This is a genomic window from Bacillus sp. z26 (assembly GCF_058313635.1).
This window is the reverse complement of sequence record NZ_JBZFQM010000001.1, coordinates 1,039,218-1,063,149: the sequence shown is the minus strand read 5'-3', so window position 1 is coordinate 1,063,149 and position 23,932 is coordinate 1,039,218. Positions and strand designations below refer to the sequence as shown.

Sequence of the window (23,932 nt, the reverse complement as noted above, 5' to 3'; positions counted from 1 at the left end):
TAATCACTTATACAGCACTCCTTTATCGCAGTGGACTTCAAAAAGTTAGTCCTTCTAGTAATATAATACCCCTCTCCACATTTTAAATCCATAATTTACAATAAAATTAAATGAAAATTCATTTAACTAATATCTATTTTTGCAATGCAGATGCTATGACAATCTCTGTGAAATTTTTCATCCCTTCAATCTATATGATAGAGAAAACGCAGTGATATGGACCAACAAAAAATGCTAATCATGTGTAAATTAGCTATAATAACGGTAATGAGCACTATAAAAAAATAGAAATGAGGATACATTGAATGGAATTTAATTGGAAAAAAGAAGTGGAACTAAGAAAAAATGATTTGATTGCGGACACTCAAAAACTTCTCCGGATTAAAAGTACGCTTGATGAATCCACAGCAACTCCTGATATTCCTTTCGGTAAAGGAATAAAAGAAGCACTTGATTTTATGCTTCAGCTCGGAGGAAAAGATGGATTTGTTACTAAAAATATTGATAACTACGGAGCCCATTTGGAAATGGGGAGTGGAGATGAATTACTTGGTATTCTTGGACATTTAGATGTAGTACCTGAAGGAGAAGGTTGGACAAGCAACCCTTACTCAGCAGAAATCCGAGATGGAAAAATATTTGCGCGCGGTGCTATCGATGATAAAGGTCCCACCATGGCTGCTTATTATGCTATGAAGATCATGAAAGATCTGGGAATTGATTTAAACAAAAGGGTTCGATTAATTTTGGGGACAGATGAAGAAAGTGATTGGCGCTGTATGGATCATTACTTCGAAAAAGAAGAAATGCCAACAGTTGGATTTGTGCCAGATGCAGATTTTCCAATTATCTATGCTGAGAAAGGAATAGCCGATTTCACCTTGGACATGATACCCAAAAAAGCAACTGCTGATTCCTTAGTGGTAAAAAGTTTTGAAGCAGGTCAGCGTTTTAATATGGTCCCTGAATCAGCAAAGGCAATCATTTCTCTAAATTCCGATGAAGCAAACGAATGGAAAGAAAAATTTCAACTTTACCTGAAAGAAAACGATTTAAAAGGTTCGTATACTGGTTCAAACGAGGAATTAACATTTATAGTCGAAGGGATTTCTGTACATGGTATGGAACCTGATTTTGGACTAAATGCAGGTCTTAAGCTAGCGGATTTTCTTTTCACTATGCCTTTACAAGGGGATGACCGTGTATTTTTCGAGTTCATCCATCAGTATTTAAGCGGTGAATCTAGAGGGAAAAAGCTGGGAGTTGCTTACTCTGATGATATTACCGGAGATTTAACAATCAATTATGGAATCATTGCCTATAAAAATGGGCAGTTCGGTAAGATTGCTTTTAATTTGCGCTATCCTGTTACATATGATTTTGAGAATGGATGGAAAACAATTGAACAGATTGCTGCCAAGCACCAGTTTACAGTCAATATGAAAACCCATTTGGGGCCTCACCATGTTGATTCTAAAAGCGAATTGGTTAAAACATTGCAAAAAATTTATCAGGAACATACTGGTGAGGAACCAGAATTACTGGCTATTGGCGGCGGAACGTATGCACGTGCGTTGAAAAATGCAGTCGCTTTTGGTCCTTTATTTCCTGGGAGAGAAGATGTAGCTCATCAAAAAGACGAATACATCATGATTGATGATTTATTAAAAGCAACAGCTATGTATGCACAAGCCATCTACGAATTAACAAGATAATCTAACACAAGGGGAGCTGGGGAAATGGATTATATTGTTTACAATGGCACACTTTCAAAAAGAGAAACGATTGCAATTGATATAGAAGATCGGGGCTATCAATTTGGTGATGGTATTTACGAAGTTATTCGTGTTTATAATGGAAAGTTATTTGCATGGGAGGGGCATAGTCGGCGTTTATATGTGAGTGCGCAAAAAATTAGTATAACGATTCCCTACAGCTCCGAGCAGGTTAAAGAGATTCTAGAAGAGCTGGTCTCAAAAAACGGATTACATTCAGGTACAATATACCTTCAATTTAGCCGGGGAGTATCACCGAGGAATCATGCTTTTCCAGGTAAAGACGTACCACCGACATTTGTAGCCTATACAAGAGAATCTGACCGCCCATCACTACTGATGGAATCGGGGGTTGAAGCCTGTATTATTGATGATAAACGTTGGCTTCATTGTGACATCAAAAGTTTAAATCTTCTTGGCAATATCCTCGCTTATGAAGATGCCGTTAGGCGAGGGTGTAGGGAAGCTATTTTACACAGAGATGGGATCGTAACAGAAGGCAGTCATACGAATGTATCAATCATTGTGAATGGCACACTGATTACACATCCTGCAAATAATTTGATTTTAAATGGAATTACCAGGCAGATGGTTTTGACACTTTGTGAGGATCTTTCGATTCCCTATAAAGAAAGGACATTTACGACAGAGGAATTATTGTCTGCAGATGAGGTTTTTTTGACCAGTACTACATTAGAAATTACACCTATTGTGAAGATCAATGGCCAAGTGGTTGGGAAAGAGACATATGGTACAACAAGAAAGCTTCAAGAAGCTTTTCTTGTTGAAATAGAGAAAGAATGTGGAGAACTGAAGTAAAGTGAAAAGAGTTTGGGGAATAATATCCCTGAACTCTTTTCATATGGAAGCAACTTTCAGACAAGGATGAAAATTTATTCTAAACTGTCAAAACAGTTAAAATAGCAGAGCTACCATTATGTTAAAATATAGGGGAGATGAACCGATGAATAGACAGAACCACTATTTTTTTGCGATTGAGTTACCTAGTGAAGTAAAAGAAGGGTTGAGTCATTGGGCCGATGAATTAAGTCGTACCTATTCATACAAAAGTTGGGTTCATCCGAGTGATTATCATATTACATTAGCCTTTCTCGGCAGTGCATCTCAGGAATTACTGGAGAATGCTGTACAACAAATGCAAACTGGGGTTAAACATCATACTTCATTCCCGCTAACCATAACAGGATTGGGTACTTTTGGCGTTGAGAAAAGACCAAGAATCCTATGGGCGGGGATGAGGAAGCAGTTGTCTTTATATGAAATGCAGAAGGATGTATGGCATGTCTGCTCAGAGATCGGTTTCAAGCTGGATACAAAGCCATTTAATCCTCATATCACGATAGCGAGAAAATGTCTTGAAGATATGGACAGAGATCGTTTTGGACAGGTTGAAAAATCTCTCCCTGTCCTACCGGAATTTAGGGTACAACATCTTGTACTTTATCAAACTAATAGCCACTCTGTTCCTAAATACGAACCTATTGTACGTTTTCCATTGACATAAAGGCATAATGATTAATTAGATCAATATTATTTGTGAAAGCTTTACAGCCTATTATCCAAATCATTTTAGTCAAAAAAGACAAAAAGAAAAAAAGAGCATGGGGGAAAACGGGATGGCACAATTAATTAAACTGCAGGATTATGTATCCCGTTACGAACAGGATATTTATCATTATTCTTCTCAGTTTGTACGTTTAAAAAACCAACAGTGGACCAAATTGAAAAAAGCCTATGAAAATAGCGATATTAATGATTGGATAATTGGTGCTGAGAATTCTGACTCCGATGGAAAACAGAATGAACCAGTTAGAAAAAGTCAGCTATCGGAAAAGTTCATGAAAATTTTTAATAGAGTAAAGGGGATAGAGTCTGTCTCTCTTCAGGAAGTACATACGACTGAAAAACCTGAACAGGAACTGGGGCGATTTTTAAAATCCATTCCACGTACAGAAAATGATCTAAAACAGCAATTTTTAGACCGGATTTTTCATTTTCAGCTTAAATGGGCCAGTTCTACCCTAAGAGAAAAATCCGTAGTTAATGCCAATTATATACATGACCAAAAGCTGCGCTATTTTTTGCAACGCTTTCCTGATAATTGCTTAATTCTATACAAGCCGGTCTTCCAGTTTGAAAATGCATCGGTTGAATTGGATATCCTGGTGATGACACCTACAGAAATATGGTGTTTAACATTTCTTGAAGCGGAAGAGGATGCTGTATTTCTGGCGGAAAAAGGAAGGTTCTGGACCAGAAGACATCATAATCGGGTTGATAAAAAAGTATTGAATCCGTATATATCCATAAATCGTATGGAGCAAATCATTAACCGGATTTTGAGCAGTAAGGGAATCGATATGCCGATCAGGAAAGGAATCCTTTGCCGTAATGGGTATATTGATGATGTAAATGCCATACATACAGAGATGATGATTGATAAGCGTTCTTATCCAAAATGGTTTGAAGGTATGCGCAATAATCAGTCTCCTATTAAGAACCAACAGCTTAAGTCAGGGCAAACCTTATTGGATTATTGCAGTGCTTCCTACAAAATTAGAATGGATTTGGAAGAGGAGTTGGAGGAGCTTGATAGAGAGAGCGGTTTATAGGGAATCTTTAATGAGTAAGGAAAAGTTTCATTTCATTATAAATCCTGCCGCGAAGAATAAAGGAAGCTTGAAAATCTGGAAAAAGCTAAAGAAATATTTGGATCGGGAAAGAGTCGATTACCAATTTAACTATACAGAATATGAAGGGCATGCGCAGAGGCTTACAAAGGAAATTTTGGAGAAAAAGAATGATTCATTGATTATCGCTGTAGGGGGAGATGGGACGATTCATGAAGTAATAAATGGTGCTGCCGAATATAAAAATGCCAGAGTATCATATATTCCTGCAGGATCCGGAAATGATTTTTCGAGGGGATACCATATTGATAAAAATCCTATAAAAGCATGGAAGAAATTATGCCAATATAGTGGGAAAACGACATCTATTGATCTCGGATTCTATAAAACTAATCAAGAGGGTTACTTTATTAATAGTTTGGGTATGGGATTGGATGCAGCTGTTGCGAAAGCTGTAAATGAGTCAAAATTCAAATATTACTTTAATAAAATAGGTGCTGGTAAGCTTGTTTATTTATATTTCTTTTTTATTAAATGGTTAACGTATAAACCGACTCATATTTCTCTTTCAATAGATGACAGGGACCACCATTTTACGAATGTTTGGCTTGTGACGATATCCAATCAGCCCTTTTTTGGCGGAGGAATAAAGATTTCACCAAACTCGAAACCGGATGACGGGCTTTTTCATATCATAATCGTACATAATATCTCCAAAATAAAACTTATTTTGATGTTCGTAACGGTATTATGGGGCGGTCATCTTAAAATAAAGGGAGTACAGGAGTTAAAAGGGAAACAAATAAAACTTTCATCTGAACAACCAGCACTTATCCATGCAGACGGCGATTATATAGGCACTAACAAGATAACCGTTGAGATGCATCATCACAAAGTAAATATTGCAGCTATAGGAGAGTGAGCATTGTGTATTCAGATAGGTTTTCAGCTTTTTTGGACAAATTAAATCAAATTACGATTTTAATTCCGCTAAATTATCGCAATAACGATACTCCCATATTTACGATCTTTTTCGAAGGTCAGAAAATTGGGGTATTAAAGGTTGAGGAAGTCATTCAACTAGAGCAATACATAAAATATATATGTATGGCTCCATTTGAAATACCGCTGGGTGAAGAATATCAAATAGAAGACGATAAAGGAATGGCTTTTAGCCTGCGTACAGGAGCTGTTATCAGAACTCCGGAATTTGATGAATATTATCATTATGATGGGGATGATCTAGGAGCTGTCTATACAAAAGAAAAGACGGTTTTTAAGCTATGGGCACCAACTGCTACCAATGTAAAGGTTAAGCTGATTAATCATTTTGGAGCAGAAAAAGGAACAGTGGCTATGCAACGCGGTGAACGTGGCGTATGGTCATTAACTATTCATAATGATTTAAAGGATTATTTTTATTCCTATTTAGTTCGTGTCAATCATATTTGGAGAGAGGCAACCGACCCATATTCAAAAGCAGTATCTGTAAATGGTCAGTACAGTGCCATTATAGATCCGGAAGAGATTGAAAGACATACCTATCAAATTCCACCATTAGAAAGCCATGTGGATGCAATTATCTATGAAACGCATGTACGTGACTTTTCTCATCATCATAATAGTGGGATGAATGCTAAAGGAAAATACTTAGCGTTTACTGAAGAAAACACGAAAACAAATAAAGGCTATTCAACTGGGATTAGTTATTTGAAAGAACTTGGTGTAACCCATATCGAACTCTTGCCAGTCAATGATTTCTCCGGTATTGATGAGACCATCATTGGCAAAGAGTATAACTGGGGTTATAACCCCCGTCACTTTAACTCCCCTGTTGGATTCTATAGCACTAATCCGCATGTGCCATTTAATCGAATAGAAGAATTAAAGGAACTGATAAAAAGTCTCCATAAAAATGGTCTCGGTGTCATTATGGATGTGGTATATAATCATTTGTTCAAAAAAGAATTATCTAATTTTGAAAAAATAGTTCCAGGCTATTATTTCCGCTATGATGAAAATGGAATGCCAGCCAATGGAAGCGGATGCGGAAATGATGTGGCCTCAGAAAGATTTATGGTGCGGAAATTCATTGTATCATCTGTTAAATATTGGCTGGAATATTTTCAGGTAGATGGATTCCGTTTTGATTTAATGGGCTTAATTGACATTGACACAATGAAAGAAATCGAACAGGCTGTCAGGGAAGTTAAACCGGATGCAATCCTCTTGGGTGAAGGTTGGGATTTACATACTGCACTTCCAGCTGAACAAAAATCAACGATTGCAAACGCCTCTAAATTGAGAGGAATTGGATTTTTTAATGATCGATTCAGAGACACCATTAAAGGAAGTAATTTTGATTTAAAAGATGTTGGTTATATCTCAGGTAAAAAAGTTGAGCCAGGTGACTTCTTTCAGCTTGTCACCAATACAGGATCTGAATATCCATTAATGCCTGAACAATCCGTTAATTTTGTGGAATGTCATGACAATCATACATTATGGGATCGACTCCAGCTGGCCAATGGGATGGAATCAAATGAAATAAGGCAGAGCCGCCACAGGTTTGCGACAAGTATTGTCTTACTTTCACAAGGCATCCCATTTTTGCATAGTGGACAGGAGTTTTTTAGAACCAAACAAGGAATCGAAAACAGTTATTGTTCACCGGATTGGATTAATGAACTGAATTGGGATCTAAGAGAGCAAAATGATGAAACGATTTCCTATATAAAATGCTTGATACAGATTCGAAAAAGCCATGGTGCATTCCGCTTCCGGACACGTGAAGAAATTGAGCACTACACGAAAATAGTGGATATTGATCCAAATTGCCATGCGCTAATGTATGAGAATGTCGGAGATTATGGAAAGTGGAAAAATATATTGGTTATTTTCCATCATGCTGAAGCGGATACTACGATTACACTGCCAGGTGATACCGAATGGAATACTCTTTGTGATAGGTGTTATGAAGGGCAGGAAGACCTGGTAATCCAAAAGAGTATAAGAGAATATACCCTTAAACCATTAAGAACATATGTATTTGTACAGGAATAATAGTCAGGAACACTTGACGAATGTATCCTAAACCTACTAAAATTTAAAAAGATGGCTATTGGAGAGAAAAGCAGTCAATGGCTGTCTTTTTTATTTATACATACAACCATGCCACAAAAGAAAAGACTATTGAAGGTGAATACCATGGATTATTTAGGGCGAGAGTGGGAGATAACCCCTGCTGGAGGGGCAACAGGTGAAGCATTTATTGCCAGGCATGATGAGCAAAGGCTATTTTTAAAAAGGAATTCATCTCCTTTCTTAGCTGTGCTTTCAGCTGAAGGAATAGTACCAAAACTAATTTGGACCAAAAGGCTTGAAAATGGAGATGTGATTACGGCACAGGAATGGATGAATGGAAGGGAATTATCTCCTACTGAAATGAGTGAAGAAGCTGTTGCTGAATTACTTCAGAAAATCCATCTTTCCAAGCCGTTATTAAATATGCTCGAGCGCCTCGGTAAAACAGCCCAAACGCCTACACAAATCCTAATATCCGTAAAAAACTCCCTTGATACGGAATTAGGAAATCATCCAAGTATTCAAGATACGCTTGCGTTTATGGAAAGACATATACAAGAGGTCAATAGTGATCAGCAAGTGGTATGCCATGGTGATATTAATCATAATAATCTCCTCATAAACGACAATGGTGAGTTATATTTGATTGATTGGGATGGAGCAATCATTGCAGATCCAGCTATGGATTTTGGTATGCTTTTGTATTCTTATGTGAAACAAGAGGACTGGAAGGAGTGGCTATCCAAGTACGGATTGCAACTCACGGAAGACCTTAAGCTAAGAATGAAATGGCATGTGTTGGCGCAGATTATTCAAAATATAGTGTTGCACAAACGAAAAAACCGGTTACATGAAATGAACCGGTATATCGAGTATTTGAAATTTGCTCAGGAATATTGATCAATATCTTGAACCCAATCTGAAAGTTTTTGCTGATGTGCTTCTATATGACTTTCCAGGTTTGCGGCATGGATGCCGCTTTGGCTGTATTGGTAAATCTCATCGAGTACGGCTTTTGTATTATCATCAAGACCGGGTTGAACCATCAGGGATTTAACGGTTCTCTCCAGCTGTTCAACTTCAGATTGTGAACCGCAGCAATCCTCTTGATGGTTATTTAAAATATCTTTTACTAACATCCAGTGATGATTTTGTGATAATGGCAAATTATCCACAACCCTTCTCTTCATATTCAGTTCTAGGTTGTGAAGGTTTGGCTAAATTTATTCATATGTTAACCGGCATAGGCCGGTTTTTATTTTGTTTTAAAAGAAGAGTGGTATTTTATAAAATGTTATGCTACTCTTTTTTTACGTATTTTAGCGGAGGTGCACAAAATTGAGACAACGTTATAAACCATGGGCTAAGGATAAGCTTATGGCTAATCCTTATTATTGCATTCAGGAGCCAGCTACAAAAAAAGGTTCATGGAATGAAGTGTTTGGAAATAATAATCCCATTCATATAGAAGTAGGTACTGGTAAAGGGCAATTTATTAACGGCATGGCGGCACAGAATCCAACTATTAATTATATTGGTATTGAATTGGCAGAGCGTGTCATAGTAACGGCACTTGATCGATTGTTAGAATCCAATCTTCCAAATGTTAAGCTGCTGAATATTAATGCAGAAGAGCTGCCAAATATATTTGCAGAGGGAGAAGTTTCACGTGTCTATTTAAATTTCTCTGATCCATGGCCGAAAAAACGTCATGCGAAGAGAAGATTAACTTATAAGACATTCCTCGATCTTTATAAAGGAATTTTACCCGAACATGGCGAAATTCATTTTAAGACAGATAACAGAGGATTATTTGAATATTCTCTTGTAAGCTTCTCTCAATATGGAATGACATTAAAAGAGGTTAGTTTAGATTTACACAATAGTGATATGGAAGGAAATATCATGACTGAGTATGAACAAAAATTCTCAGCAAAAGGTAATCCCATCTATCGCTGTGAAGTGTCCTTTTAACCATTTAATGGGTGGCACAATTTAAGATCTGTCCAAACACAATCGAAATAAGGGGGCTTAATAGTTTGGAGACTTTACGCTTTGGTAAGTTTACATTGACGTGGTTAAATGGCGGAGATACTCATATGGATGGTGGAGCCATGTTTGGCGTGGTTCCTAAACCGTTGTGGTCAAAGCGTTATCCTGTTAATGAATTAAATCAAATAGAGTTAAGGTCAGACCCCATCTTGGTACAGACAGAACATAGCAATTATTTAATTGAAGCTGGTCTTGGAAATGGAAAGCTATCTGAAAAACAAATTCGAAATTATGGTGTCGGTGAAGAGTCTAAACTTGAAGAATCCTTGAATCATCTTGGATTGACATACTCTGATATCGATACAATCTTGATGACTCACATGCATTTTGATCATGCATGCGGCTTAACCGGTTATCAGGAAGGCAGATTGGTCAGTTTATTTCCCCATGCAATGATTTATACATCAAGAATTGAATGGGATGAAATGAAAAACCCTAATATTCGTTCTCGTAATACGTATTGGGAAGAAAATTGGACACCGATTGTTTCTCAGGTTAAAACATTTGAAAATGAAGTGCATATTACAGAAGGACTGAGGATGATCCATACAGGAGGTCACAGCAATGGTCATAGTATTATCGTGTTCGAGGAAGGTAATGAGCGCTTGATTCACATGGGCGATCTCATGCCGACTCATGCCCATCAAAACCCTCTTTGGGTTTTGGCTTATGATGATTACCCTATGGACTCTATCAGTGCAAAAGAAAAGTGGATTAAACAAGGAATTGAAAATCAAGCTTGGTTTACTTTTTATCATGATTATGCGTACCGTGCGATTAAATGGGATGTCAGCGGAAAAGAAATCATAGAAAAAGTAGAGCGCGAGCGAAATCATTAAAAAATAGCCTGCTTTCATTCAATTGAATGGTAGCAGGCTATTTTGTCCATTTATCTAACTTGTTCATAAAAATCAATGATAGTACCTGTTGTAGCATCAGCAATAAATTCATACTGCGTAGAATCAATACCTTCTTGCTTCGTAAGTCCACCTTTATATACATCATAATCCAATTCGTTTTTTGTATACTTTTCAGGTTTCATCATAATCCAGGAACCTCTGAATGTTTCTCCGTCCTGACCAAGCGTACTTTTAATGGTAGATAAAATCTTTTCAGGCGAGGCCATCTTGTTTTGATCTGTCAATTCTTTAACGACATAACCAGCTGCAAAACCGGCTGCAACACCTGAAATAAGTGTTTTCCAATTCATGTGTATTCCTCCAATCAAATCGGTAATAGCTTTGTTCTTACATTTGCTAGGTTAATCTATTCCCATTCATTATACATTTTAAGCATAAATGATGCTATCTTTTAACCAGGAACAACCATCTCTATAGTATTTAGTAGTACGGTTTTGTAGAATGGAATATATATAATAGAAAATAATAGGGTAAAGGGGATACATATATGAAGCAGTCTACTTTAGATTTATTTAAAGCTCTTACCGAACTTCCGGGAGCACCTGGATTTGAGCATGATGTACGGGCCTTTATGAAAAAAGAATTATCGAAATACACAAATGAAATCATCCAAGATGGCCTTGGCAGTATTTTTGGGGTTAAACGCGGGAATGAACAAGGCCCTAAAATTATGGTGGCGGGGCATATGGATGAAGTTGGGTTTATGGTAACATCTATTACCCCTGAAGGTTTGCTTCGTTTTCAAACTCTCGGAGGCTGGTGGGGGCAAGTGTTACTTGCGCAAAGAGTACAGGTATATACAGAGACGGGTCCTATTATTGGGGTAGTCAGTTCCATCCCGCCGCATTTGCTGAGTGATGCTCAAAAATCCAAACCTATGGAAATCGGTAATATGCTGATTGATATTGGTGCAGACGATAAAGAGGATGCAATCGCAATGGGAGTGAAACCGGGTCAGCAAATTATTCCATACAGTAAATTCACGCCGATGGCGAATCCTAAAAAAATCCTTGCCAAAGCATGGGATAATCGGTATGGGTGTGGATTGGCAATCGAATTACTGGAAGAGCTTCAAAATGAGACTTTGCCTAATATTCTCTACAGCGGTGCAACCGTCATGGAGGAAGTGGGTACACGTGGCGCCGGGACTGCAGCAACTATGATTGATCCAGATATTTTCTTTGCGTGTGATGCCAGTCCTGCCAATGATATGTCAGGAAGTAAATCTGTTTTTGGATATCTGGGGAAAGGTCCTTTACTGAGAATCTATGACCGTTCCATGGTTATGCATAAAGGGATGAGAGAATTTATATTGGATACAGCGGAATCCAACCAAATCCCCTATCAATATTTTGTGGCTCCGAATGGTGGAACAGATGCAGGGAAAGTCCATATTACAAATCGTGGTATACCAAGTGCTGTTATAGGTGTATGTTCACGATATATTCATACACATGCATCCATTTTGCATGTTGATGACTATGCCGCAGCCAAAGAACTAATGGTTAAATTGGTTAAGAGCTGCGATAAAACAACAGTTGAAACAATCAAACAAAACGGTTAATACAAGGTTCTAGGGAAGGCAGAGGCAAAGATCTGTCTTCTTTTTTAGGAAAGGATGCAGATTTATATGGTTAAAATCGCTATTGGTTCTAAAAATCCAGCGAAAATGAAAGCTGGAGAATTAGCTGGCCGGGAACTATCAGCTGATCTTATTTCAATTGATGTACCATCTGAAGTAAGTGAGCAGCCTTTTTCGGATGAAGAAACGATAGAGGGTGCTCTTAACAGAGCCAGGAATGCCATGAAAGAAAGTCAGTCGGATTTTGGACTGGGACTTGAAGGAGGAGTAGTGAAAACTCCTTATGGGTTGTTTATTTGCAATTGGGGTGCACTGGTCACTAAAGAGGGTGAAAGATATGTAAGTGGCGGTGCACGAATTAAATTGCCTGATGAAATAGCTGATGAGCTTTACTCTGGTAGAGAGCTTGGGCCAGTTATGGATGAATATACAAAGAAACAGGATATCCGGAAATCAGAAGGAGCCGTAGGTATCTTTTCAAATGGTCGCATTACTAGAGCACAAATGTATGAACATATTGTTGAATTATTGGTTGGCCAATATGAGTATCAAATAAAAGAACAAAGAAGATAGCGGCGGGTTTGTGATGTATTAGTATTTCTCATCCTTTGCTATAAGGTGGATTTCCTCATGTTCCTTTATTTTGGAAGAGAAAAGGATTCTGATAACAAATACAATCAGGGAAACGAGACGTTTTTTCATACTAATTCTCACCTTTTCTCTAATGATTTTACTAGAATGATAACATTGGCGATAAGATAAAACCCGTAGAATCTATAGAAGACCGCCGAATTAGATTGAATGGCGGTCTTCCTTCATGTTTAATCCTCTAGTATATACTCAAGTATAGATATAGCCTGATCAACGTCTGTGACTGTGACATTTGCTTTTCTGGAAAGTTCTTTAAGAGGATGGTGAAGAGATTCAGGCCTAATGAGGATGAGCGGCTTGCCTAACGTTACAGCCATACTTGCATCCATTGCTGTGTTCCACTGTTTATATTTCTCTCCGAATAAAGCAATCACCATATCAGCTTTGTTGATCCAAAGCTCCGTTCTTAAGTTATTAATAGAGGAAGCTGCCTGGTCTTTGAAAATAGCATTGGGTTGAATTCCTAAAATTTTCTCTCCTATTTCATCTGAGAGGGAATGATTTTCATTAGGCCCTTTGAAATGAACAGGAAGCTGTTTTTTTGCAGCCTTTTCCTTAATTTCTTCTCTCCATTGACTATGGATTTCTCCGGCGAGATAAATGGTTAAGGTCATCATTATGCTCCTTCCAACTTTTCTATTCATTTTATCAAAGATAGCGATTGCTTGAAATGTAAAAGTGACTGGTGTCAATAAAAGAAATGTATTACAGTGCAACAATTGAAGCTCATTTAATATGTAAATAGTTATTGACAGGTGTCTTGACAGAAGTTAATCTACTGGATAGAGATAAAAAAATTACAACTTATGGAAAAGATGTGATTCAGGGAGGATAACGGTATGGAGAAGGGGAAAAAGAAAGAACGTCAATTGCTTGGAATAGCTGGAATGGCATGGCTTTTTGATGCTATGGATGTTGGTATGCTTTCATTCATTATTGCAGCCCTGCAAATAGAATGGAATTTAAATTCAGAACAAATGGGATGGATTGGCAGTGTGAATTCAATAGGAATGGCAGTAGGGGCTCTTGTGTTTGGGATTTGGGCTGACAGGATTGGGCGAAAAAAAGTATTAATTATTACGCTATTATTATTTTCATTAGGAAGCGGATTTTCTGCATTGACTACAAGCTTGTCGGTTTTTCTTATTTTCAGATTCATCATTGGATTGGGACTTGGTGGTGAATTGCCGGTTGCTTCCACTTTAGTTTCTGAAAGTGTGGCGGAAAACAGAAGAGGAAGAATCGTCGTGCTCCTCGAAAGTTTTTGGGCTGCAGGCTGGCTGGTCGCTGCACTTATTTCATACTTTGTCATACCGACATATGGCTGGCAAATTGCTTTATTAATTAGTGCAATTCCGGCTTTATATGCCATTTATTTAAGAATACACCTTCCTGATTCTGAGAAGTTCCAAATGGTGAGGAACAAGGAGACATTATCTGTTGCAAATTCGCTTAAGGCATTATGGACTAAAGAATACGCTGTAAAGACGCTTATGCTTTGGATTCTTTGGTTCTGTGTCGTATTTTCTTATTATGGAATGTTTCTATGGCTTCCAAGTGTTATGGTCTTAAAAGGGTTTACTCTGATCAAAAGTTTCCAATACGTTCTCATTATGACGTTATCACAATTGCCAGGATATTTCACGGCTGCCTGGTTTATTGAGAAAATCGGCCGCAAATTTGTATTGGTGACCTATTTGTTCGGTACAGCTGTTAGTGCCTATTTCTTTGGTAGTGCAGAAACGTTACCAGCGTTGATGATCTCAGGGTGTTTGCTTTCATTCTTTAACCTAGGTGCGTGGGGAGCGTTGTATGCTTATTCTCCGGAACAGTATCCAACTGTTATACGCGGTACCGGAACAGGTATGGCTGCAGCAGTGGGAAGAATAGGAGGAGTCCTTGGTCCTCTCGTTGTAGGAAATTTACTCGCTGCCAATACTTCTATTGATAAAATATTCTTCCTTTTTGGTATTTCTATCATTATTGGGATGTTATCGGTTCTTATTCTTGGCAAGGAAACTAAAAATACGACTTTAGAATAGAAATTCTTTGCCTATTTGGGTATGATAATTCATACAAGAGAATATTGAGAGGATGAGGATGTATATGAAAAAGTTAGAAAGTATGGAGCAGTATAATGAATTGATGTCGAATGGGAAAGTTATGCTCTTATTTTCTGCCGATTGGTGCCCGGATTGCAGATACATAGAACCATTTATTGGAGACGTTGAGGCAGCAAATAACGAGTACACCTTCATTTATGTCGATCGGGATAAATTTCTTGATTTATGTATCAAGTTAGATGTATTTGGAATACCAAGCTTTATTGCTTTTGAAAACGGAAAAGAGCTCGGGCGATATGTAAATAAAGATCGTAAAACACAGGAGCAAATTGAAGATTTCATTGCATCATTATGATAAACTATTATACTGCCCCCTATATGGGGGCTTTTTTTTATCCCATTCTAACTGGCGCTTAGACTCTCACTTCAAACCGGGAGCTGCAGTTTAAGGTTAAGTGAGAGATAAGCGCCAGTTGGAATCCAATTAGTACACCTAATGCTCAGTGGGGATGAAAGAAACACTCCATAGAGCAAAGTATAACTTTATTTAGCGGCATGGGTTTATTTAAGCTATAGTAATGGTAAGGAGGAATCCCTATGAAAATGACAACTATTAAAATGAAAACTCTATTGATGGAAAGTTTGGCTGATAGAAATCTAAGCTTTACCTATAATCGTGATAAAGAGGAATTAAGAATTGAAAATAAAGAGACGGGCAAGGGAATAACAATTGGATTATCACCACTTGTATCAAAATATGAGCAATCCGGTCAAAAAGCAATTGATGAAATCCTTTATTATATTAAAGAATCAACGAAAGTGATGGGAACTGAACAATCATTAGAGGGCAATGAGAAATTAATTTATCCAGTTATCCGTTCTACCTCATTTCCTTTGGAGTCCCGTGAAAATATACCATTTATCACGGATGAGCATACTGCTGAAACAAGGGTTTATTATGCTTTAGATTTGGGTAGTACGTATAGGTTAATTGATGAAGAGTTAATGAGTAAAGAAGGATGGAATCAGGACTCTATTCGTTCCATGGCTATGTTTAATGTAAGGTCATTACCGATTAGCCCCAAAAAAGACAGTGTGCGGGGAAATGACTTTTATTTTATTAACCATAATGATGGATATGATGCTTCAAGAGTACTCATCGATTCACAAATGAAAAGATGGAAGGAAGATCTGAAAGGGACAATGGCAGTGGCTATTCCACATCAGGATGTACTAATCATTGCAGATGTTCAAAATGATGCAGGGTTTGACATTTTGGCACAAATGACTATGCACTTTTTCACGAATGGGAATGTGCCGGTTACAGCTCTTCCATTCTTATATGATAATGGCGAATTAGAGCCTATCTTTATTTTAGCAAAGAATAGGCCGGAAGAAGGTCAATAAAGACAGGGAATTCATACCAATTAAAAGAGATGTACCTTAAAAAAACGAATCTTTTGATAAAATAGTAATAGTAATTTATAACAACAATAGAAAGTGTGAGGAAGGCTATGAGCTTTTTCAAAAAAATCGTTGATTGGTTCTATGAGGACGTAGAGGAGGAAGTAAAACCTCCTAACAGCCATCAAACCATTCAACAAGTACCTAAACAAGTAACAAAACAAGTAACAAAACAAGTAACAAAACAAAGTAAAATGCAAAAAAAGCAAATTGATGTTGAAGCTAAAATTCAATATAAATATCCAAAGAATAATTTTAAATTCCCATTAATTTCTGATGAAGAGTTATTGAAATTAAAAGACCAAAAAAAGAAACAAAAAGAATTGGGCGAGAAGAAGGAAAGGTTTTTGAGGGAAACTGTACATTCTCCGGTTGCTTCTTCTGGACAGTCTCCTTTTAAAAGAGTAGTCATAGAAAAACCAGAACCTAAACAAAACAAAATTATGCAGAATAAAATACCTTTTAGACGAACAGAAATCCCATCACCAATCTATGGATTTCAAAATAGACAGACTGGAACTAAAAACCCTAAAGCGGTCGAATATGAATTACCATCCGAAACGACACTGGATTCAGTACTTGCTATTATGCATGGAAAGAAAGAAGGCCCTTTGCAAGCAAAACAAGAGCATCCAATTGATAATGCAGGACAGACTCATTTAACGCTAAATTCTGAGCATGAGCAGACAGTGGAAGATAAAAAAACTGTTCAACCATATGCACCTAACCTTGATGGTATTATAGGGTCTAATCCAGAAGAAATGAAGGATAAAAATGATCAGGGATCTATCAATTCCACTTCTGCAGAAAATGGAGAGGTTGCTGCCACGAATGAAATTCAGTGGGGATCAGCAGATGAAGATCAGATTATAGAAGAAATGAATAAGGCAGTTTTGAATGTTGATTATGCCTTGGAAGATAAAGCAATCCCGGAAGATGAGATTTTAATAGAAGAAATTTTGGAAGAGGATTTGCCGGTATTGGATACTGACTTCCAGGCGGAAGAGCAGATGGATACCCCTTCCATACCACTCATTCATCAAGATATTGAGGAACAAGTTGATGTTGATAAGTTGGAGTCTGAATCTCATCTAGAGAAATCAGAGCCGGTTTACTTAATACAACCTTCAGACAATGAGGTACCAGAAAATATAGAAGTATCTGATTCCCAGATGGAGAAGACAGTATCCTTTGAATCGGAAATGAATGTTGAAGAAAATCAGCAGGAAAGTGAAAAATACAGAGAAGATATAGAAATTATGGATTCTGAGAAAGATAGACAGAATATCAGTCCGCTTGGCAGATTAGATGAAGAGCGTTCCAGCTATGAAGATCCAAAGGACGAACCTATTGTTACAGAATCCATAATTCCGTTTGAAGAACAATCAATGAATAAAATCAATGGCCTAGACAGCTCTAATCCATCTGTGGATAGTGAAAATTCATCTGAACAGGAAATGACTCTATCAGAACAAAATAGAACAGTAGCAGAAGAGGCAACTATTGTTATGGATGAAGAAGAAAGACGCAGAATAGAAAGGGAAAAACGCATTAAAGAACGTAGAAAACATATACCTTTTAACGTATTAATGCTAAAGAATGATAAAGATCCCAGAGCTGCCAATCGCTATCCGAAAACAGATACGAAAACAGTTATGAATACGGATAAAAAGGTAGAAATCCAGGAGACGCCTAAAAAAAAACTGATTGAATCCTATCTGTATCCAGATATATCTATCTTGAATCCAAGAGTGGATATCGAGGAAGATGCTGATTGGCTCGCCGAACAAGCAGCTTTGCTAGATGATACGCTTGAACAATTTAATGTCAAGGCCAGAGTATTCACGTATTCTCAGGGTCCTTCCGTAACACGATTTGAAGTTCAGCCTGAACCTGGTGTTAAAGTCAGTAAAATCACAAATTTAAGTGATGATTTGAAATTAAGCCTGGCTGCAAAAGATATTCGTATAGAAGCACCGATTCCTGGAAAAAGAATGATTGGGATTGAAATTCCCAATATAAATACGAGACCTGTTTATTTGCGTGAAGTTTTAGAGGAAAAATCCTTTATTGAAAATCCTTCGCCACTTGCGGTCGCAGTTGGGTTGGATATATCCGGCAACGCGATTGCAACTGATTTAAAGAAAATGCCTCATGGTTTAGTAGCAGGCTCAACGGGATCCGGGAAAAGTGTTTTTATTAATTCAGTATTAATCAGTTTATTATATAAATCCCATCCCTCAGATGTCAGACTTTTATTGATTGATCCGAAAATGGTGGAACTTGCACCATACAATCATATCCCTCATTTGGCAGCGCCAGTTATTACGGATGTAAAAGCTGCGACTGCGGCCCTGAAATGGGCGGTGGAAGAAATGGACCGGCGATATGAGCTGTTTGCCCATTCAGGTTCGAGGGATATTGTCAGATATAATGAAAAGGTACTGGCATCCGGGCAAATTGAGCATAAGCTTCCGTATTTAGTTATTGTGATTGATGAATTAGCTGATTTAATGATGATGTCTCCGGCTGACGTAGAAGAAGCAATCTGCCGAATTGCACAAAAAGCAAGAGCGTGTGGGATTCATTTACTGGTGGCGACACAACGGCCATCCGTAGATGTCATTACAGGTTTGATAAAAGCAAACATTCCTACGAGAATTGCCTTTTCGGTTTCCTCTCAGGTCGATTCACGTACAATTCTTGATCAAAGCGGAGCTGAAAAACTGCTGGGTCGAGGCGATATGCTGTTTTTAGAAAATGGCACATCTAAAGCAGTTCGACTGCAAGGTACCTTTGTAACGGATGATGAAATTGAGAATGTAGTGAAACATGTAAGTAATCAAGCAAAACCATCCTATATGTTTGAGCCGAATGAATTGGTAAAAACAAGTGAACATATAGAAGAAAAGGATGAACTTTATTATGAAGTGTGCGAATTTGCAGTTGAGATGGGTGGAGCATCAATATCCAGTCTGCAAAGGCGTTTTAGGATAGGTTATAATAGGGCAGCGAGGCTGATTGATATGCTTGAGAGGGAAGGGATTCTATCAGAATCAAGAGGAAGCAAACCTCGTGATGTTCTCATATCTGAATCTGATTTAGAAGCTATCCATGAATCTCAACCCCCTTTATAAATAAGGGAGAAAGTATTTTATAATTTAATTATGAGTATTCGCCAGGGAAGGCAATACTATATATATGAGAAAATGAGTGATAAAAATTGTACGAAATTGATATATAGGTTTATAATCATACAAGTTATATCTTTAACGTAATGAAGATATACATTGGTTGTTTCGTTCCTACAGTTTATTTCACTTCTTTACCTACAAATAAGCTTTAGTAAAGCCTAAAAAGGCGATGCAGGGAAACTGCAAATAGCAAAAAATAGAGACCGTCATATACTGTTGTACAGCATTGACGTTTGTTGGAGGTTCATTCTATGACAGTTTATCACTTCGTAGGCATAAAAGGATCCGGGATGAGCGCGTTAGCCCAAATCCTGCATGATATGGGATATCAAGTACAGGGATCTGATTATGAAAAACGTTTTTTTACTCAAATTGCGCTTGAAAATGCCGGCATCAACATATTGCCATTTAATAAAGAGAATATTAAGCCAGGCATGACGATTATAGCGGGTAATGCATTTCCAGACAGTCATGATGAGATTGTTCAAGCTTTGGAACTTGGTTTGCCAGTCATTCGCTACCCACGTTTTCTTGGAGATTTTCTTAAAAAGTTCGTAAGCATAGCAATCACAGGGGCACATGGAAAAACCTCGACTACAGGCTTAATGTCTCATGTAATCAGCGGAGCTGAGCCGACTTCATTTTTAATTGGTGATGGAACAGGTAAGGGAGAGGCAGATTCTAAATACTTTGTATTTGAAGCTTGCGAATATCGACGTCACTTCTTATCCTATGAACCGGACTATGCCATCATGACCAATATCGATTTTGATCATCCGGATTACTTTGCGAATCTTGATGATGTGTTCTCTGCTTTCCAGGAGATGGCACTTCAAGTAAACAAAGGGATTATTGCTTGTGGTGATGATGAGCAATTGCAAAAAATCCAAGCGAAAGTACCAGTCATTTTTTACGGATTTAACGAAGAAAATGATTTTCAGGCTAAGAATATTATTACGTCAGAGGCTGGGACAACATTCGATGTACATGTAAGAAACAATTATTATGAGACATTTACGATTCCTATGTTCGGTCGTCATACCGTTTTAAATGCTCTAGCTGTCATTGCGCTTTGTCAATATGAGAACATTGATGTAGAAATCATTAAAGATCGATTAATGTCGTTTACTGGCGTTAAAAGACGTTTTTCCGAAAAAAAAGTTGATCAGCAAATTTTAATTGATGACTATGCACATCACCCGACAGAAATTAAAGCAACAATTGATTCAGCTCGCCAAAAATATCCGGACCGGGAAGTTGTAGCTGTATTCCAGCCTCATACTTTCTCCAGAACTCAAAAGTTTTTGGATGATTTTGCTGAAAGCTTAAAAGAAGCGGATAAAGTATACCTTTGCGAAATTTTTGGATCAGCAAGAGAGCTGAATGGAAAGCTAACAGTGAAAGACCTTTGCAATAAGGTGGAAGGTGCCGAGATTATACAGGAAGAAGATCCCTCAATCTTGAAAAACCACAAAAATGGTGTGTTACTATTTATGGGTGCTGGAGATATTCAAAAAGTGCAGGCTGCCTATGAAAATTTTTTAACAAAATAAATGTATTAAAAAACCCTTCAAGAGGACACTAATGAGCTCTTGGAGGGTTTTTGGTTTATTTGAGATTTTCAGGATTGAGTTTTTCTAATTCCGGGATGACGAATCTGCCATCTTTCCTGATCAAGCGATCATCGAAATAAATTTCTCCGCCTCCATAATCTTTACGCTGGATATTCACTAAATCCCAGTGGATACTGGAATGGTTTCCATTAGGTGCCTCGTCATAGCTTTGGCCCGGTGTGAAGTGGAAGCTGCCATCAATTTTTTCATCGAAAAGAATATCCTGCATAGGCTTGGTTATATATGGATTAACTCCAATTGCAAATTCACCAATATAACGTGCACCTTCATCGCTATTGAATACTTTGTTAATTCTCTCAGTGTCATTGGCTGTTGCTTTTATAATTTTTCCATTTTCAAATGTTAAGCATACATTTTCGTATGTAAATCCTTGATATGGCGAAGGGGTATTGTACGTAATGGTTCCATTTACAGAATCACGTACAGGAGCAGTATATACTTCACCGTCTGGAATATTGCGCTCACCTGCACACTTAACAGCTGGAATGTTTTTGATGGAAAAATGTAAATCGGTCCCTGGACCTTTGATATGCACCTTATCTGTTTGATTCATTAAATCTACGAGACTGTTCATCGCTTCAGACATTTTAGCGTAATCTAAATTACACACGTTAAAATAGAAATCTTCAAAACCTTCTGTGCTCATTTTGGCAAGCTGAGCCATTGAATTCGTTGGATAGCGAAGGACTACCCATTTAGTTTTCGGTACCCGGATATCTCTGTGTACTTGATTTTGAATAGTTTGTCCGTATATTTTCATTTTTTCGGCAGGTACATCAGAATGTTCAGAAATATTATTACCTGCACGCAGACCAATATAAGCATCCATTTTATTCATAACCTGTGCTTCGAATTCTGCTATTAAGCTATAGTGCTCTTCGGTTGCACCCAATAAAAGCTGTCTTTCTATGGTTTGATCTTTTGTGGAGACGAATGGGTATCCACCAGCTTGATAGGCTTCTTGTACCAATGCTTTTACTAATTCTGGCTGAATGCCAAAATTCTCGATAAGCACTCTTTCCCCTTTTTGCAACTTTACGGAATAGTTGATTAAATTATGAGCTAATTGTTGAATTCTTGGATCCCTCATATAATTCTCCTTTTAACTTTATTATAATTATATTGTATCTTACTTTATCTATAATATTAAGACGAATTGAAGAATGTAGGAATAAGAAACCCTTATATAGTTTAAAAGTGTCAATAAAGGGTAAAAACTAATTATAATCTAGAGATGGAGTGAAGACGATGGAAATTATCTTATATTTAAGTGTGGCTGTAATCGCCATTGCGTTCCTGGTTCTTGTTATTTATCTTTCAAGAACATTGAAATCCCTTCAAACAACAATGGAGAGCGTTTCCAGTACGCTAACAGGATTGGAAACTCAAATGCAGGGCATTACAACAGAAACAACATTGTTATTGCATAAAACGAACGCTCTGGCGGAAGATATTCAGCAGAAATCAGAGAATTTAAATACTGTTGTAGATGCTGTAAAAGGTGTAGGAGGCTCGATTCATCGAGTGAATCAAACAATTGATCAGGTTACAAATCGCGTTCAATTGGCAGCGAGTCAAAATAACGAAAAAATCACCCAAGTAGTACAATGGGGGAATGTATGCATTGAACTCGTGAATAAGTGGAAAAAGCATAAAGCTGAACAGAATATGGAAGTATATTCTGACACTGAAGTTGAAAGAAATATAAGTTTACCGACACAAGAAACTAGATATCAACGTTCTCAATCTTAATCAACAAATAAAAAGGAGATGTTAAAGAATGAATAATAAAAATGAAAACCTTAATCAAGATAATGGTATGTCTACAAAAGATTTTGTAGTAGGAGCTATCGTAGGAGGACTTGTTGGAGCAGCTACAGCGCTATTTTTAGCTCCTAAGTCGGGAAAAGAGCTTCGCAGTGAGTTATCTGAACACGGCAGTGCATTAATGGAAAAAGGTGCGCCTTTGATGGAAAAAGGGAACGCTCTAAAACAAACGGCTACTGAAAAAGGGACTGCTTTAAAACAAACAGCTACTGAAAAAGGAATCGCCCTTAAACAAACAGCTACTGAAAAAGGAACAGGATGGATTTCTGTAGCTAAAGAAAAAAGTGCGCCATTAACAGAGGCAGTCAAGAAAAAATTTGGAAACAGTGCAAGTGAAGACAGTGATAGCCAATCTTCTGCTACAGATGAAAAACAAACGGATAAAACGGCAGATAGCAATGTTGTAGTTGATTCTCCGGATGACGTGTATGAAGGTAAAGAAAACATAGACAATAAAAATACAGCTAAAAAAGAAACATATGCTTCTGAAAAAACTGGATTCAATTCGACAGCCAGTGGAAATACTACGTCTGGTAAAACTCCTTCTGGCAGTTCAAATAATACAGTGAAAGTTGAATATGGTTCAAATTCATCTAAATCAAATGGTAATAAAGGCAATTCATCATCCAATTCAAAAAATCCATCAAATAAAAAATAATTATGGTTTCAGAGAATAATAAAATGGGGTGAAGAATGATGAAGAAGGTTGAAAGTCAAGTGGAATTTCAGCAACTTTTAGAACATAATGTTTTTCTGCTTCTGAAACATAGCCTTACGTGTCCTATTAGCGGAGAAGCTTTTAATGAATATACGAAGTTTGTTGAGGAGCATCCTGCTGTCAAAACAGCCTATTTGGCTGTACAGGAAGCTAAACCACTATCTGAGTATGTCCGAGATTTGACAGGAATCAAACATGAAACGCCCCAAGCTATTTTGTTTAAAAATGGAAAGGCCGTGTGGAACACCTCACATGGAAGAATTACAAATGAAAATCTCGAACAAGCGATTAAAGAGTATAGCTAAATAGAAACCGGT

At 37.5% G+C, this 23,932-nt stretch carries 23 protein-coding genes; 19 read left to right on the top strand and 4 right to left on the bottom strand.

All coding sequences use genetic code 11. From position 1 onward, the window contains the following. Positions 1-305: 305 nt before the first annotated feature. The 7 genes from pepV to AC4G3K_RS04925 all read left to right on the top strand — a co-directional run bounded on the left by pepV (position 306) and on the right by AC4G3K_RS04925 (position 8,410). Entirely contained in the window at positions 306-1,715 is a 1,410-nt protein-coding gene (pepV, locus tag AC4G3K_RS04955; RefSeq protein ID WP_491132624.1) for a dipeptidase PepV, read from the top strand. 24 nt (positions 1,716-1,739) lie between these two features. Beyond that, positions 1,740-2,594, top strand: a complete 855-nt coding sequence (dat, locus tag AC4G3K_RS04950) for a D-amino-acid transaminase (RefSeq protein ID WP_491132623.1) — start codon at positions 1,740-1,742, stop codon at positions 2,592-2,594. Positions 2,595-2,739: 145 nt separating this feature from the next. Next, a complete protein-coding gene (gene thpR / locus AC4G3K_RS04945; RefSeq protein ID WP_491132622.1) occupies positions 2,740-3,300 on the top strand; it encodes an RNA 2',3'-cyclic phosphodiesterase in 561 nt (186 codons plus the stop codon). 112 nt (positions 3,301-3,412) lie between these two features. Next, the gene (locus tag AC4G3K_RS04940; protein ID WP_491132621.1) at positions 3,413-4,408 is read left to right on the top strand and encodes a nuclease-related domain-containing protein; all 996 of its coding nucleotides are present in this window, start codon (positions 3,413-3,415) and stop codon (positions 4,406-4,408) included. A gap of 10 nt (positions 4,409-4,418) precedes the next feature. Further along, the gene (locus AC4G3K_RS04935) at positions 4,419-5,348 is read left to right on the top strand and encodes a diacylglycerol/lipid kinase family protein (protein WP_491132620.1); all 930 of its coding nucleotides are present in this window, start codon (positions 4,419-4,421) and stop codon (positions 5,346-5,348) included. 5 nt (positions 5,349-5,353) lie between these two features. Then, the gene (pulA, locus tag AC4G3K_RS04930; RefSeq protein WP_491132619.1) at positions 5,354-7,489 is read left to right on the top strand and encodes a type I pullulanase; all 2,136 of its coding nucleotides are present in this window, start codon (positions 5,354-5,356) and stop codon (positions 7,487-7,489) included. Positions 7,490-7,633: 144 nt separating this feature from the next. Beyond that, positions 7,634-8,410 (top strand): phosphotransferase, encoded by a 777-nt coding sequence (locus AC4G3K_RS04925; RefSeq protein ID WP_491076156.1) that lies wholly within the window; start codon positions 7,634-7,636, stop codon positions 8,408-8,410. On the opposite strand, the gene AC4G3K_RS04920 is transcribed toward AC4G3K_RS04925, so the two are convergent. Beyond that, positions 8,398-8,676 carry a YtzH-like family protein gene (locus AC4G3K_RS04920; RefSeq protein WP_491076259.1) on the bottom strand — a complete coding sequence of 93 codons (279 nt, stop codon included), beginning with the start codon at positions 8,674-8,676 and terminating at the stop codon, positions 8,398-8,400. The two genes, AC4G3K_RS04925 and AC4G3K_RS04920, sit on opposite strands and share 13 nt — an antisense overlap. A 172-nt stretch (positions 8,677-8,848) precedes the next feature. Here AC4G3K_RS04920 and trmB point away from each other — a divergent pair, with 172 nt between their 5' ends. Together trmB and AC4G3K_RS04910 are read left to right on the top strand one after the other, a co-directional pair. Then, the gene (gene trmB, locus AC4G3K_RS04915) at positions 8,849-9,484 is read left to right on the top strand and encodes a tRNA (guanosine(46)-N7)-methyltransferase TrmB (RefSeq protein WP_491076155.1); all 636 of its coding nucleotides are present in this window, start codon (positions 8,849-8,851) and stop codon (positions 9,482-9,484) included. A gap of 65 nt (positions 9,485-9,549) precedes the next feature. Beyond that, positions 9,550-10,401 (top strand): YtnP family quorum-quenching lactonase, encoded by an 852-nt coding sequence (locus AC4G3K_RS04910; protein ID WP_491132618.1) that lies wholly within the window; start codon positions 9,550-9,552, stop codon positions 10,399-10,401. A gap of 50 nt (positions 10,402-10,451) precedes the next feature. Here the strand turns inward: AC4G3K_RS04910 and AC4G3K_RS04905 are convergent, their stop codons facing one another. Next, a complete protein-coding gene (locus tag AC4G3K_RS04905) occupies positions 10,452-10,772 on the bottom strand; it encodes a hypothetical protein (RefSeq protein WP_491132617.1) in 321 nt (106 codons plus the stop codon). Positions 10,773-10,969: 197 nt separating this feature from the next. Between AC4G3K_RS04905 and AC4G3K_RS04900 the strand changes: the two genes are divergently transcribed. Both AC4G3K_RS04900 and AC4G3K_RS04895 read left to right on the top strand, forming a co-directional pair. Then, positions 10,970-12,046, top strand: a complete 1,077-nt coding sequence (locus AC4G3K_RS04900) for a M42 family metallopeptidase (protein WP_491132616.1) — start codon at positions 10,970-10,972, stop codon at positions 12,044-12,046. 66 nt (positions 12,047-12,112) lie between these two features. Next, positions 12,113-12,637: a DUF84 family protein gene (locus AC4G3K_RS04895; protein WP_491132615.1), complete on the top strand. Its 525-nt coding sequence runs from the start codon at positions 12,113-12,115 to the stop codon at positions 12,635-12,637. Positions 12,638-12,885: 248 nt separating this feature from the next. Here the strand turns inward: AC4G3K_RS04895 and AC4G3K_RS04890 are convergent, their stop codons facing one another. Beyond that, a complete protein-coding gene (locus AC4G3K_RS04890; RefSeq protein WP_491076258.1) occupies positions 12,886-13,329 on the bottom strand; it encodes a YtoQ family protein in 444 nt (147 codons plus the stop codon). A 225-nt stretch (positions 13,330-13,554) separates the two neighbouring features. On the opposite strand from AC4G3K_RS04890, the gene AC4G3K_RS04885 reads away from it, so the two are divergent. From AC4G3K_RS04885 to murC, 5 genes are all read left to right on the top strand, one after another. Then, positions 13,555-14,757: an MFS transporter gene (locus tag AC4G3K_RS04885; protein ID WP_491132614.1), complete on the top strand. Its 1,203-nt coding sequence runs from the start codon at positions 13,555-13,557 to the stop codon at positions 14,755-14,757. A 43-nt stretch (positions 14,758-14,800) separates the two neighbouring features. Beyond that, the gene (locus AC4G3K_RS04880) at positions 14,801-15,133 is read left to right on the top strand and encodes a thioredoxin family protein (protein WP_491076257.1); all 333 of its coding nucleotides are present in this window, start codon (positions 14,801-14,803) and stop codon (positions 15,131-15,133) included. Between the two features lie 242 nt (positions 15,134-15,375). After that, positions 15,376-16,185, top strand: coding sequence for a DUF1444 domain-containing protein (locus AC4G3K_RS04875; RefSeq protein ID WP_491132613.1), 810 nt, complete (start codon positions 15,376-15,378; stop codon positions 16,183-16,185). Positions 16,186-16,292: 107 nt separating this feature from the next. Beyond that, on the top strand, positions 16,293-19,379 hold the full coding sequence (locus tag AC4G3K_RS04870; RefSeq protein ID WP_491132612.1) for a DNA translocase FtsK: 3,087 nt from the start codon (positions 16,293-16,295) through the stop codon (positions 19,377-19,379). Positions 19,380-19,687: 308 nt separating this feature from the next. Continuing rightward, complete coding sequence (murC, locus tag AC4G3K_RS04865) at positions 19,688-20,989, top strand: UDP-N-acetylmuramate--L-alanine ligase (protein ID WP_491076147.1); 1,302 nt, start codon at positions 19,688-19,690, stop codon at positions 20,987-20,989. A 55-nt stretch (positions 20,990-21,044) separates the two neighbouring features. Here the strand turns inward: murC and AC4G3K_RS04860 are convergent, their stop codons facing one another. Further along, positions 21,045-22,160 (bottom strand): aminopeptidase, encoded by a 1,116-nt coding sequence (locus AC4G3K_RS04860; protein WP_491132611.1) that lies wholly within the window; start codon positions 22,158-22,160, stop codon positions 21,045-21,047. A 158-nt stretch (positions 22,161-22,318) separates the two neighbouring features. On the opposite strand from AC4G3K_RS04860, the gene AC4G3K_RS04855 reads away from it, so the two are divergent. From AC4G3K_RS04855 to ytxJ, 3 genes are read left to right on the top strand one after another with little or no spacing between them, the layout of a single operon-like run. Continuing rightward, positions 22,319-22,822 carry a DUF948 domain-containing protein gene (locus AC4G3K_RS04855; protein ID WP_491076145.1) on the top strand — a complete coding sequence of 168 codons (504 nt, stop codon included), beginning with the start codon at positions 22,319-22,321 and terminating at the stop codon, positions 22,820-22,822. 28 nt (positions 22,823-22,850) lie between these two features. Then, complete coding sequence (locus tag AC4G3K_RS04850) at positions 22,851-23,555, top strand: YtxH domain-containing protein (RefSeq protein WP_491076144.1); 705 nt, start codon at positions 22,851-22,853, stop codon at positions 23,553-23,555. 38 nt (positions 23,556-23,593) lie between these two features. After that, positions 23,594-23,920, top strand: coding sequence for a bacillithiol system redox-active protein YtxJ (ytxJ, locus tag AC4G3K_RS04845; protein ID WP_491132610.1), 327 nt, complete (start codon positions 23,594-23,596; stop codon positions 23,918-23,920). Positions 23,921-23,932 lie beyond the last annotated feature (12 nt).

Bases quoted from the DNA above. Each gene is read 5' to 3' on its own strand.
- AC4G3K_RS04890 (WP_491076258.1), bottom strand. From the start codon at position 13,329: ATGACCTTAACCATTTATCTCGCCGGAGAAATCCATAGTCAATGGAGA.
- AC4G3K_RS04940 (WP_491132621.1), top strand. From the start codon at position 3,413: ATGGCACAATTAATTAAACTGCAGGATTATGTATCCCGTTACGAACAG.
- AC4G3K_RS04925 (WP_491076156.1), top strand. From the start codon at position 7,634: ATGGATTATTTAGGGCGAGAGTGGGAGATAACCCCTGCTGGAGGGGCA.
- AC4G3K_RS04900 (WP_491132616.1), top strand. From the start codon at position 10,970: ATGAAGCAGTCTACTTTAGATTTATTTAAAGCTCTTACCGAACTTCCG.
- AC4G3K_RS04895 (WP_491132615.1), top strand. From the start codon at position 12,113: ATGGTTAAAATCGCTATTGGTTCTAAAAATCCAGCGAAAATGAAAGCT.
- AC4G3K_RS04855 (WP_491076145.1), top strand. From the start codon at position 22,319: ATGGAAATTATCTTATATTTAAGTGTGGCTGTAATCGCCATTGCGTTC.
- AC4G3K_RS04935 (WP_491132620.1), top strand. From the start codon at position 4,419: ATGAGTAAGGAAAAGTTTCATTTCATTATAAATCCTGCCGCGAAGAAT.
- AC4G3K_RS04850 (WP_491076144.1), top strand. From the start codon at position 22,851: ATGAATAATAAAAATGAAAACCTTAATCAAGATAATGGTATGTCTACA.
- murC (WP_491076147.1), top strand. From the start codon at position 19,688: ATGACAGTTTATCACTTCGTAGGCATAAAAGGATCCGGGATGAGCGCG.
- AC4G3K_RS04870 (WP_491132612.1), top strand. From the start codon at position 16,293: ATGAGCTTTTTCAAAAAAATCGTTGATTGGTTCTATGAGGACGTAGAG.
- dat (WP_491132623.1), top strand. From the start codon at position 1,740: ATGGATTATATTGTTTACAATGGCACACTTTCAAAAAGAGAAACGATT.
- ytxJ (WP_491132610.1), top strand. From the start codon at position 23,594: ATGAAGAAGGTTGAAAGTCAAGTGGAATTTCAGCAACTTTTAGAACAT.
- pepV (WP_491132624.1), top strand. From the start codon at position 306: ATGGAATTTAATTGGAAAAAAGAAGTGGAACTAAGAAAAAATGATTTG.
- AC4G3K_RS04885 (WP_491132614.1), top strand. From the start codon at position 13,555: ATGGAGAAGGGGAAAAAGAAAGAACGTCAATTGCTTGGAATAGCTGGA.
- thpR (WP_491132622.1), top strand. From the start codon at position 2,740: ATGAATAGACAGAACCACTATTTTTTTGCGATTGAGTTACCTAGTGAA.
- AC4G3K_RS04860 (WP_491132611.1), bottom strand. From the start codon at position 22,160: ATGAGGGATCCAAGAATTCAACAATTAGCTCATAATTTAATCAACTAT.
- AC4G3K_RS04875 (WP_491132613.1), top strand. From the start codon at position 15,376: ATGAAAATGACAACTATTAAAATGAAAACTCTATTGATGGAAAGTTTG.
- AC4G3K_RS04905 (WP_491132617.1), bottom strand. From the start codon at position 10,772: ATGAATTGGAAAACACTTATTTCAGGTGTTGCAGCCGGTTTTGCAGCT.